Annotated in this window: 13 protein-coding genes; 4 read left to right on the forward strand and 9 right to left on the reverse strand. The window is 52.3% G+C overall.

Translation table 11 applies throughout. From position 1 onward, the window contains the following. Window positions 1-123 precede the first annotated feature (123 nt). Complete coding sequence (locus tag ACLM45_RS05795; protein ID WP_415411085.1) at window positions 124-297, forward strand: hypothetical protein; 174 nt, start codon at window positions 124-126, stop codon at window positions 295-297. A 1,244-nt stretch (window positions 298-1,541) separates the two neighbouring features. Here ACLM45_RS05795 and ACLM45_RS05800 read toward each other — a convergent pair. From ACLM45_RS05800 to ACLM45_RS05815, 4 genes are all read right to left on the reverse strand, one after another. Beyond that, window positions 1,542-1,703: a hypothetical protein gene (locus ACLM45_RS05800; RefSeq protein ID WP_415411086.1), complete on the reverse strand. Its 162-nt coding sequence runs from the start codon at window positions 1,701-1,703 to the stop codon at window positions 1,542-1,544. Between the two features lie 213 nt (window positions 1,704-1,916). Beyond that, window positions 1,917-2,255, reverse strand: coding sequence for a hypothetical protein (locus ACLM45_RS05805; protein ID WP_415411087.1), 339 nt, complete (start codon window positions 2,253-2,255; stop codon window positions 1,917-1,919). Between the two features lie 63 nt (window positions 2,256-2,318). Continuing rightward, the gene (locus tag ACLM45_RS05810) at window positions 2,319-2,561 is read right to left on the reverse strand and encodes a hypothetical protein (protein ID WP_415411088.1); all 243 of its coding nucleotides are present in this window, start codon (window positions 2,559-2,561) and stop codon (window positions 2,319-2,321) included. A 1,500-nt stretch (window positions 2,562-4,061) separates the two neighbouring features. Continuing rightward, the gene (locus tag ACLM45_RS05815) at window positions 4,062-4,202 is read right to left on the reverse strand and encodes a hypothetical protein (protein WP_415411089.1); all 141 of its coding nucleotides are present in this window, start codon (window positions 4,200-4,202) and stop codon (window positions 4,062-4,064) included. Window positions 4,203-4,266: 64 nt separating this feature from the next. Here ACLM45_RS05815 and ACLM45_RS05820 point away from each other — a divergent pair, with 64 nt between their 5' ends. Further along, window positions 4,267-4,614: a hypothetical protein gene (locus tag ACLM45_RS05820; RefSeq protein WP_415411090.1), complete on the forward strand. Its 348-nt coding sequence runs from the start codon at window positions 4,267-4,269 to the stop codon at window positions 4,612-4,614. An 81-nt stretch (window positions 4,615-4,695) separates the two neighbouring features. On the opposite strand, the gene ACLM45_RS05825 is transcribed toward ACLM45_RS05820, so the two are convergent. After that, window positions 4,696-5,922: a tyrosine-type recombinase/integrase gene (locus tag ACLM45_RS05825; protein ID WP_415411091.1), complete on the reverse strand. Its 1,227-nt coding sequence runs from the start codon at window positions 5,920-5,922 to the stop codon at window positions 4,696-4,698. 576 nt (window positions 5,923-6,498) lie between these two features. Here ACLM45_RS05825 and ACLM45_RS05830 point away from each other — a divergent pair. Next, complete coding sequence (locus ACLM45_RS05830) at window positions 6,499-7,773, forward strand: DUF1796 family putative cysteine peptidase (RefSeq protein ID WP_415411092.1); 1,275 nt, start codon at window positions 6,499-6,501, stop codon at window positions 7,771-7,773. 251 nt (window positions 7,774-8,024) lie between these two features. Here the strand turns inward: ACLM45_RS05830 and ACLM45_RS05835 are convergent, their stop codons facing one another. The 4 genes from ACLM45_RS05835 to hisF form a co-directional block, all read right to left on the reverse strand. After that, entirely contained in the window at window positions 8,025-8,372 is a 348-nt protein-coding gene (locus ACLM45_RS05835) for a hypothetical protein (RefSeq protein WP_415411093.1), read from the reverse strand. 88 nt (window positions 8,373-8,460) lie between these two features. Then, window positions 8,461-9,162: a bifunctional demethylmenaquinone methyltransferase/2-methoxy-6-polyprenyl-1,4-benzoquinol methylase UbiE gene (ubiE, locus tag ACLM45_RS05840; RefSeq protein WP_415411094.1), complete on the reverse strand. Its 702-nt coding sequence runs from the start codon at window positions 9,160-9,162 to the stop codon at window positions 8,461-8,463. Next, on the reverse strand, window positions 9,159-9,365 hold the full coding sequence (locus ACLM45_RS05845) for a hypothetical protein (RefSeq protein WP_415411095.1): 207 nt from the start codon (window positions 9,363-9,365) through the stop codon (window positions 9,159-9,161). Before ACLM45_RS05845 ends, ubiE begins: the two co-directional genes overlap by 4 nt. A 96-nt stretch (window positions 9,366-9,461) precedes the next feature. Next, the gene (gene hisF, locus ACLM45_RS05850; protein WP_415411096.1) at window positions 9,462-10,241 is read right to left on the reverse strand and encodes an imidazole glycerol phosphate synthase subunit HisF; all 780 of its coding nucleotides are present in this window, start codon (window positions 10,239-10,241) and stop codon (window positions 9,462-9,464) included. Between the two features lie 54 nt (window positions 10,242-10,295). Here hisF and ACLM45_RS05855 point away from each other — a divergent pair, with 54 nt between their 5' ends. Continuing rightward, entirely contained in the window at window positions 10,296-10,514 is a 219-nt protein-coding gene (locus ACLM45_RS05855) for a DUF2862 domain-containing protein (protein ID WP_006041996.1), read from the forward strand. The last annotated feature ends 8 nt before the right edge of the window (window positions 10,515-10,522 follow it).

The raw sequence follows: 10,522 nt of genomic DNA on the forward strand, positions 1-10,522 counted from the left end.
TAGCCGGCCTGTTTTTCGGCAGCAATGATGCGGAACTTTGCCTCGTCTTCGCCTATGTCAGCCGTTACAGCACCCGCATCATCCACAATCAGACTGATCAGAGTGCGAGCCAACGCCATGCCATTGACTGAATCTCACATCAGCTACCGTATCGTCCGAGACGACGGTGTGGATGATGCCCTCACCCGTCTGAGCTTTGTCAGTTATGACCAATCCTATGACGAGCTGGAGCGTTACTACGAAGGCGTGTGCTGTTCCGATGATCGAATCGAGTATCAGATCCAAGAGATCAGATAGCTAAACGATCGTAGGCTTCCCGGTTAGTAATCGGCTTGAAAGCAGAAACCATTTGCTTTAGATAGATTTGATTTGAACGCAAAGGCATATAGACGGCGGTAGCCGGCCTTATTCTGTTGTGATTTCAGATCAAGGAAAGTCCAACTGAAGAAGAGCGTCTGCGCCTGACGAAGTGACGAACCTCTGCATCAGCGGTTGCAGTATTTAGAGATCCGCAAGTGAAACGTCGCTCTATAGATGACTCGCCAAATGATTGACGACTTGTTGTTCCAATGCGCGATTGCATTTGCCTAGTAAGTAGATGGATATTGCAGACCTACCCCGTTACTTCAGGAAGCACTTGAGTTTTCTACTGGCTGGCTCTCTACCTACTGGACGACAATGACATCGTCTCTATTCACCTGCTAGCCCAGTTGTGAATGAGGTTTAATTCTGCGGCCCGAACCAGTGGCTAGGCCTGGTTGGGTAAGCAATGAATTCAGCATGCACGGCTGGCACTCACACGTCAAGCATCAACTACTGAGCATTGGCTGAGTGGGCGTTACTAAAGTCAGACTGCAGAAAGATTTAGTCACAGTCAACAAGGTATCAAGCACCGAACGCTTCAATCACAAGAATGGTGATGAGCACTGGAGCTACAGCAGCAAGGACAATCATTGTGGATATCAATAACTACATAAAAAAAGCCGGCATTAGCCAGCCTGTTATTCAGAAATTTGTGTGGATTTATCCTCTATTGGCTTGCCACCTGCTGTTAGATAAGCAGCTCTAGCCTCATCACCAGTGATACGGACAAGAGTGCCTTCGTCATCAAGTAGGCAAATCTTTCAGACGTGCGCTCTAAGACAGTCATTCATTTAGCCCTAAAACTTAACATTATCGCTGCACAAAAGCAATAGTGAATAAAGCCAGCGTTGGCCATTGCCGCAACGCTTAGACTTTACGAGAGTATGAATAGCGACAGTCTGTTGGTTATGCAGAACAACACTTCATCCATAATCAACGCAACTGCCGTAGGATTACTTGCCATTGCTGTCATCTTTCTCGCAATCAAGGAGCCGAGATGTGACTGTCAAAATAACCCAAAGCAAGACGAAGCTTCGTCTGTTCAGCCGCCTTCTCCACCAAGGGCAACAGGAAGCAGAGGACAACGCGAACTTCGCAAGTTTTGAATAAGCAGCCAACCCACAACAAACGGTTAATAGAAGGAAGGACGCTGAACAAAAGCCGGCATTAACCGGCAATCACCGCCGCCGTTCGGAACGACGAGGCGTGTTGTTGTTCCTGGTGCACGCCTGACCAATCAAGCCAAGCACCAGGGCTGGTACAAACCAGCACGCGTGGATCAGGACGATGAGCACGAAGGCTCCACCGAACCAAAGCACCGCACCGACAAGGATCTCCAAGGTTCATAGGACGAAGGACGCTGAACAAAAAGCCGGCGTTAGCCGGCATTGGTTGCTCATCAGTTATCCGACAGCTGCAGCATCCGTAATGCACGTACCTGCTGAAACGTAGGTACGTCCTCACGCTGCATCACGGGGACACTTCGGGGCATCCCTAGTTCCTCGCGATACCGGACCGCACGGGTCAAGTAGCACTGCAGTGCGTGGATGAAGTCATCCCCCGCGCAGCATCTGGAACTGGGCAACTGCACCCGAAGGCGCAGTGATGCCGGTCATATGCAGCACCTGTCGCAACAGGTCGATGCGTGATAGCCGCTGGCTAGCAGCAATCATCCTGGTGCATACCTCTGCGACATCACGGGCAGCAGCTCCGTGTTGTCCCTTGGGATAGAAGTGAAGCACCTCATACAGATCGTGCTGACACGTCCCGATGGTGTACACGAAGCCGGGGATATCACCGTCGGGTTTGATGGCGAAGATGCTGAAGACGTCAGCCTGTGCAACCCGCTGTTGCTCAAGGAGAACAACAGGGCCGGTGAATGACTGGATCATACTGGTGTGAATATCAATGAACACGACAGACAGAAGCCAGCGTTAGCCGGCCTAGCTGTTGGCTCACTGGTCTGCCAGTAGCTCAGACACGTACTTCTCGGTCGTCTGCTCGATAGCAGCGAACACGGTGTCAGTGTCCCTGAAGCACGACCAGGCGAAGTAGCTGAAGGCAAGCACTGCTGCCTGGTAGCCCAGACTAAAGAAATGGCCGAGCCAGTAGCCGATCAGGTAGTAGGCGACGGAGACCAGGCCAAGTGCACCGAAGGCGCAAGCGTGGAAGGTCGCACGAAGTTGTTGCTCGTTCAAGGTTCAAGTAATGGAAGATCACTGAACTCAAAGCCGGCGTTAGTCGGCCTGCTGTTGGCCGTTGGTTATTGGTTGTTAAGCTCCTGCTTAAACTCAAGTTCTGCTTCAGCTCAAGCAACGCAAGCAAACTTACAAAGAAACAATTGAAGCAAAAGCAAACACAAATAATTCTGAGCTTTGCGAAATCATTTGCAAAAAATATTGCAGAAGAAACCTTCAGCTAAAAGTTTTGGTGGAAATAAATTCCACGAATAAATGCTGCAGAAATAAATTGCAGCTCGACAAAAACAGAACGCAACAAAGCAAAAGCTTCTCGCGTGCAATTGCTGCTGCTGAAACTTGTAGCTTGCAGTTGCTGCAAGTGATTAGATAGTTACAATTAGCACCACTATATTTTTTTGTTCAGCCAAGCCCAAAGCCTGGCTGAAGGTGCACTACCGCAGTGCCACATAGCCCTGTTCGCCTACGGAATACGGCTCAGCTCCCGATACCAACGACAGAGCAGACGCATTTGCTCACGTGTCGCTCCCTCGCTAGGTGCTTTACCTCTCACGCCTGTGTATTACCTTGAACCAGACTGAAACGGCAGAGCTGTGCCGGCGCTGCACGAGAGAACACGGGGAGGAGAAAGGGCCTCCCCGTTTTTGTGCCCGCGTCCCTGCCTCGGGCTAGGTGATTCACCCCTGGCAGCCGTGTATCGAATTGAACCATCCTGAAGGGGAGCACCGCTAGGACTCCGGACGGTGCTGCGCCGAGCGGAGAGGTTCTGGGAAAGCCTCCCCTTTTTGATGACTGAACTTCTCAGGGCTGCACAACTCAAGCCATCGCGACTAGAGCTGATGTACTACTGCAGTGCTAACGATTGGGGGAGTGGGCCTTTGTTGACGACCGTGAGCTTGCGAACTAGAAAGGCAACAGGGTCTGTATGACCTGCCATCACTTCACCTATGGGGTGAGTGCCCACCGCCACACCTTGGTTGCGTGCAATCTGAGGCAGAAGCAACTTCGACAAGGCGAGCACCTCACCAAGCGCTGCAGGCAGTGAGCGCCAACGTGGCAGAAGGAGATGGGCTTGGCTCCTGAGGCGGGGTGGTTACCACTTCACCTTGATTTCACCTCCATTAGGTCCCTCAAAGGTGACTGCTCCTTTCGAATTACGTGGCTCGTAGTGAGGCCCCCAATCAAAGGGACGACGGCCAGTCCACCAAGGCCCGTTTCGCGCACAGCGGCCTTCACCTGCGTAGTGATACCCGATTGCGCAGACCTGGTGGTCACGTCGATGCTTGGGCTTGCAGTAACCAGAACCCAACTGAGATCCCGTCTGCACCCAATGTGCATCAGCTCCGCAATTTTCAATCGCCTGAGCTGGGAGCGAGGCTGCTGTGAAGATCTGCGCAACTGTAAGCATCGCGGCAGCTGCTGAACCTATTCGAAGCATCTAATTGGTGTGGGACCCTCAAACTGGCAACGCCGATCTGCTTTGTCAGCTGTTTTTCGAGGTCATGAGGTCAAGCGCAGATCTGCATGACCTGTCAGCACTTCGCCTATGGCGTGGACAGGCATTGCCACACCTTGGTTGCCTGCAATCTGAGAAAGCAACAGCTTCAGCAAGGTGAGCACTTGACCAAGCAATGCCGGCATTGGGCACCGACTTGGGAGAAAAGCTAAGGCTGGACTCCTAAATTTGATTGCCTAATATCGTCCAATGGACAATCAAGCATCAGATAGTTCGGAGCAAAAGCTGCTGGAAATGTATGTCCGGCTTGATGCTTTGCATACCAACATCGAGGTAAACCTTTCTGGTAGATACGGAAGCCCTACTGAACAGGCGCGTCGCCTAGACGAAGTCAAAGAGCTACGCCAGCAGGTCATCGACAAACTTGGCTATACACCTAAATCAACTTTGGATAAGGAGATAGAAGCAATGAAAAGGGGAGAAGACCTTCAAGAGCCTTATAGAAATTACTGGTCTGGCCACGATCCTGTTTTCACTGGTCCGCGTGGTGGCCGTTATCGCATCAACAGTAATGGACGTAAATCTTACGACGTCTAAAGCTACACAATGGCATTCGATTAAAGCCACAACAGCTAAACATTCAAGTCACAGTTCAGAGATAACAAGCGCATAATTCTTTTAGTCACCGTCAGCAAACTCAGCAATCAAGTCAGCCTCGGTCAACTGCTCATACGAACGCTCCATCACCTTGATGCTGTGGCCAAGGTTCTTGGAAATCAGGTACGGGGTGTGGCCAAGAGCCAGCAATCGGGTGACACAGAAGCCGCGACTGCTGCGAATCGTGTAACCCTTACCGTCGAGGCCCAGGTCCTTGATCACTGAACGGAAAAAGTTCCCCAGCAAGCTGTACGAATACGGCTGTTCGGTCATCGGATTGCCGAATACCAAGTCGTTCGGATTCAAAGGCCGCAGACCAACGGACTTTCGCCAGTCAATGCAGTAGGTGCGCCACAAAATCAGGTAGTTCCCGGCGTCACACACAGTGGTTCTGCTGCCTTTGCCGGTGGCATGGCGGATTTTTAGGGAGCAAGCCCCCGAAAACCGTGCATCACCCGGCGATTTCCCTGGATTCAGGGGCTTAACGTCCTGCCACTGCAGCAAATTCGTGGCTTCTTGCGGCCTCATCCCCGAATCACAGAGGACTTGCAGCAATGTCTTGAGCATCGTGCGGAAATAGCGCTGGCTCGGCAACAAATCCCTGCGTTCCCCCTGCGTTTCCTTAGATAGCCGCAGCAATTCCCCTTCAATCAGCGCCCAATCTGCAGATGTGAAGGCGACATTGCGCGTTCGTGGCTCTTCACGGCGCATACTCGCCTCCATCAGGTCGATATCCACGTCAGTCAGCCGCTTCTTCCGCAGGTATTTCCAGAACGCTCTGACCTCGCGTATTGATTTGTTGAGTGACGCTCGTTTCAGCGTGCCTTCCTTGCCGCTCGTCACCTTCAGCGACTTATCGCGCCGCCATTCCATGTATCCGTCGAATGAATGGGGCTGAACGTCCGATATCCGGGCAATGTCCTCCAATTTGCAGAAGATCAGGAAGGTCTTGAGCTGTGTCTCCGAATCACGCCTGGCACCGTCCTTGATTTCGCCAGCCTCAACCCTTGCTTCCTTGTGCTTCAGGTATTCGTGCACAGCTGCCTGCAATGTCAGCGTCTCAGTCGGAACACCTGCCTTGATTAGAGGGACCAGCTCTTTCCATACCTGGATTGCTCGGTCAGTTGCTAGCGATGCTTCCTCTGTCTTCAATGAGCGGACTACATACCTGCGTTTTTCCTTGTTCCAGAAGCGGACATACCAACCAGGCCTGGTGTCATACCGGAAGATCTGAATCTCTCCACCCATCAGCCGGGTGATGTCTGTCGTTCGCATTCAGAAGCAGATCCTTGCTTGAACCTTGCAATAACAGCAAGCAAAAACCCTGTCATAGCAAGGCTATGCAGGAATTTCCTGGAAGAACATGCCCGGCTTGCCTGCCATCGAAGAATGAACCTAGAACTGCTGGTATGACTAGCCCTCGCGAGGGAAGTCGGGAAATGGTCAAGGAAGAGGCTGCTGCAATAACTTTGCGATGACAGAGCCAATCGACAACCACTTGACCAACGGCCAGCGTAGTCCAGCACTATGTTCTTGCGAGGTGGCCGATTCGCTTAAGCAATCAGAAAAGTGATTGGCACTGCCAAGAAGTGCCAGAAGCACAACGAATAAACAATTTTCAAAAAGTGATTTGTGCCCCATACGCAGGGCTTACTCACTTCGCCAAAGCCCATATTCAGCGATGACATGCCTGACCAATCTCGCTGGCACGAGCAGTTCAACTGTTATGACGCCCCTTACCTAGTGGTCCTTCATTATCACTGGGACAACCCAGAATGACCAAAAGAAGAATCATGCAATAATAACTCAGTTTACCCAACAGACATGGGAAGCTGGCGATCATTCGCATCGAAATCGGAAGCACTTCTCAAATCGAATAATATTGCCAAAGCACAGAAAAAAATTAGCGCAGGCTTAGAAAAGCATCCCAATCAAGCCAACCTCCTCTGCATTGCGATCCAAGCTTTCCGTGCATCAGACAAGCGCCAAGAGTCTCTAGAGTTCGCGGAACTTTTGATCAAGCATCATCCAACAAACTGGGAGGGATATGGACGCGCAGCACAAGACCTCGTTGCACTCAAGCGCTTTGAAGAAGCACAGCAACACATTCAAGCAGGCCTAAAAAAACTTCCCAATCATGCCACTCTCCTCAACATTGCAAATGCTGTCTTCCTTGCATCAGGCAATCGCGAGAAGGCGCTGGAGTACGCCAAACTTCTAATCACTCATCATCCAGGCATCTGGGATGGCTATGAGCACACCGCCAAAGATCTAATTGCACTGAAGCAGTTCGAAGATCTTGAACGATTCGGCGAGTGGCTGAGAGCGAAACCAATCAAAGAAATCTTCTTAGAGTCTATCAACGATTGGATTTTCACCGCGAATCTGGGTCAGCGCGCACTTAAAGATCTTGATGAAAGCTGCCTACCCAGGAAATTACAAGAGTTTTCAGAAGGCAGGGAAATCTTTATCCCCATAGGCGATTGCTGTTTGGGCGCTCAATTTATTAGTGACTCAGGAGGCAGAAAGTTCGCACTTCCATTTGACTGGCTTTTTATCGAACCAAAGCAAATCAAAAGAATCATCAAGGATGACTTTCAAAACTTCATCAATCTAGAAAATCTGCAATCTCAATACCCACGAAGGCAGTGTGGCCACACGCTCTACGGAAATACAAACTTCTTTAATCATCATGATCCATCGCGAGAGCCGGACAGATCAGCATTTTTAAGAAGAATTGAACGATTCAAAAAACTAGTCTCGACCTTCAATTCAGACATTGTGTATTTCAATGTCCGACTAGAAGAGAGGCACAGGGATCTTGTCGATCTCCTAGACGTCCTCCCGAGCAGAAGCAAAATACTGTCATTTGTTTTCTTGGGCAATGGCAGCCACGAGAAGCCAACGATCAATGATCTCGGACAAGACCTTCTCCAGATAGTTTTTCAATGCGACAATAAAAATACAAAGTTTGCAAAGAAAGATCTACACCCAAGTGGATATACCGATGGAAGTTTCATTCACTGCCCCTATTCCAGCGCTTACGCAGGGTCCATTTTGAATCATATTCTCTCCCACTCACAGCGTCATCACCGCTAATCAAGCAACAGGCTGTTAAATTTTTATCAGCAGCCATGTTTTGACCTCAATCAAAATATCAACAACACCATTTATTGGCAGCTTGCCAACAAAGCCGCTCTTGAAATCATCAAGAAATAACTCGAGAAAAAACTAAATCAATGATTATCAAACTCCCCACAATGGGATCAACTTGTTATCTAACCCATCACTTCGATCAGCGGAGAAGACGGATCAGTTTCTAGAACTGCCTTCTTTTAAAGCTCCCGAGCTCAACTCAACGACAGGCACCGGTGGAGATGGGCAATGGCATGGTGACGATGGGGATGACCTTTGCCAGGCCCCATCATGCCCAGCCAGAAACTGCCATCTCCCTGGAACACGAGCACCGGCTTGGACGCCCCCTTCCCATGGGTCTCAAGCAGAGACATACAGAGCTGTTCAGCGACCTCCGCTCCCCTTGGACGGGAACGCAGTCGGCGTAACACAGGATCCACCTGCGAAAAGGACACAAACGTGGCTTTCTGAGAGTCGGTCACCAGGATCATCCCATCCAGCCACTGGACTTCTTCCAAGAGATCTTCGATCGACGGCAGAAGCGACGGCAGCGGAAAAGCCAACGTGAACACCCCCGTTTCTTAATCATTTCTTTCATAAGTCATCGGTCTCACTTGTCGCAACAGATACAGGATGAGGAGTTATAGCTCTTCAACAACGCAGGGTCAGAAGCCCCATCAGCCCTCCGGCCATGGCGCGATGACGGGCACAAGCGAACCCTGCTTCTTTCGCCAGCTCTTCTTGGGCTGTGCCATCGGGAAAGCGCAGCAAACTGGCTTCGAGGTACGTGTAGTGGTCTTTGAGGCCAAGCCCCTTAGCCACAGGCACCACCACACGGCGCAAGTACGCACGCTGGAAGCGCGCCGCCCCTGACGCAGCAGGCAAGCGATTGAAATCAAGTAGGCCTGCCCGTCCTCCAGGCCGCAGCACCCTTTTGACCTCCCTGAGGCCAGCCGCCGGATCGGCAAGGTTACGAAGCCCATAGGCCATCACCACCCCATCAACTGAAGCGGTGTCGCAGTCCAGGGCCAGGGCATCGCCCTGCTGGAAATCAAGAGGCAACCAGGGCTCGCGCGCTGCACGTCGACGCGCAACGTCAAGCGGCGCCTCAGCCGCATCCACCCCGACCACCTGTCCTCCAGGACGAACACGCCGGGCCAACGCGAGGGCCAGATCTCCGGTGCCGCAGCACAGATCAAGCCAGACCTCTCCCCGTTGCGGAGCCAAGGTGAGGAGAAGCTGGCGTTTCCATTGGCGATGCAAGCCGAGACTGAGCAGGTCGTTCAGCCGGTCGTAGGTGGGGGCTGCGTCATTGAACAGCCTCTCAACAGCTTCAGGATCTCCTGGTCTCAAAGCAAAAAGTCATTCAGGGTCATCACCATCACCGTGGCCAATCCAACAGCTGCTGAACACACCAAACACCCTGCGAGCATCAACGAAAACTCCTGCTGATCAACAGCCGATTGCATGAGCTGAAGCCCCCATGCAACGAGAGCAATCACGACGATCGTCAGGGCAAGGCCAATCCAGGGAGCTGGCGTCCATGCAACATCCATGGGCAGCAACAGTGCGCTCAGAGACAAAGGTTTCGATCGTGAGACCAGCACTAAGCCTGCCAATTCGCAATATGTTTCAAAATTTTAATAATCCAGCTAGCCCTCAAGGGGTCGAATCGCCAAACCACGACGCAGCAATTCTTGCTTGATCTCTTGAACAGACAGCAGTCCGTCGTGAAGCAGGGACGCCAGCAATGCCGCAGATGCGTGTCCACCGTTCGGGCCCTGGTCGAGGGCCGCAGCAATGTGATCGAGCGTCCCGGCTCCGCCAGAGGCGATCACTGGAACCGGAACCGCTTGCGCGACAGCACGGGTGAGGTCGAGGTCGTACCCCGCCTGGGTGCCATCACCATCCATGGATGTGAGCAGGATTTCTCCGGCTCCGAACCTCGCCACTTCACACGCCCAATCAACAGCGTCAAGACCGGTGTTCTCGCGACCACCCTTCACGAATACATCCCATCCGCCACCATCACGGCGACGGGCATCGATCGCCACAACGATGCACTGGCAACCGAATCGCTCTGCCCCCTCTTTCACCAGCTCCGGACGCCGGACAGCTGAAGAATTGAGGCTGACCTTGTCGGCTCCGGCACGCAACAGCTCTGTGATCCCCTCCACAGAGCTGATCCCTCCACCCACAGTGAATGGAATCGTGACCTGCTCGGACGTGCGCCTTACCAGGTCAACGAGGGTGGCACGCCCCTCATGACTGGCCGCAATATCCAGAAACACCAGCTCGTCGGCTCCAGCCTGGCTGTACCGACATGCAAGCTCTACGGGATCTCCAGCATCGCGCAGTCCTACAAAATTGATGCCCTTCACCACCCGGCCAGCGGCGACATCGAGGCAGGGAATCAGGCGGAGAGCGACCATTGCGTTTGAGTTGCGGCTGTTAAGGTTGCGGCCACTTTCCAAGCCTCGCAGGCCATGTCACAGCAGGCAGTCACCATCGACATCGGCTCCAAGGTGCGTGTCACCCGCGTTCGTGATCGAATCCCCAAGGCTCTTGTTGAGCTGCTGAAGTCCGACTCCAATGGCACCGTGACTGATTTCCGGACCGTGGATGGCAAAGGCATCGGCGTTGTTGTTGAGCTCAGTGATGGGTCCACCAACTGGTTCTTCGACGATGAAATTGCTCCCGCCTGAGGACCCAA

This window comes from Synechococcus sp. A10-1-5-9 (assembly GCF_047716785.1).
Taxonomy (GTDB): Bacteria; Cyanobacteriota; Cyanobacteriia; order PCC-6307; family Cyanobiaceae; genus Synechococcus_C.

Excerpts from the sequence above, each read along its gene's own strand:
- ACLM45_RS05815 (WP_415411089.1), bottom strand. The coding sequence starts at position 4,202 with ATGCCGGCATTGCTTGGTCAAGTGCTCACCTTGCTGAAGCTGTTGCTT.
- ACLM45_RS05830 (WP_415411092.1), top strand. The coding sequence starts at position 6,499 with ATGGGAAGCTGGCGATCATTCGCATCGAAATCGGAAGCACTTCTCAAA.
- ACLM45_RS05845 (WP_415411095.1), bottom strand. The coding sequence starts at position 9,365 with ATGGATGTTGCATGGACGCCAGCTCCCTGGATTGGCCTTGCCCTGACG.
- ACLM45_RS05855 (WP_006041996.1), top strand. The coding sequence starts at position 10,296 with ATGTCACAGCAGGCAGTCACCATCGACATCGGCTCCAAGGTGCGTGTC.
- ACLM45_RS05820 (WP_415411090.1), top strand. The coding sequence starts at position 4,267 with ATGGACAATCAAGCATCAGATAGTTCGGAGCAAAAGCTGCTGGAAATG.
- ACLM45_RS05805 (WP_415411087.1), bottom strand. The coding sequence starts at position 2,255 with ATGATCCAGTCATTCACCGGCCCTGTTGTTCTCCTTGAGCAACAGCGG.
- ACLM45_RS05825 (WP_415411091.1), bottom strand. The coding sequence starts at position 5,922 with ATGGGTGGAGAGATTCAGATCTTCCGGTATGACACCAGGCCTGGTTGG.
- hisF (WP_415411096.1), bottom strand. The coding sequence starts at position 10,241 with ATGGTCGCTCTCCGCCTGATTCCCTGCCTCGATGTCGCCGCTGGCCGG.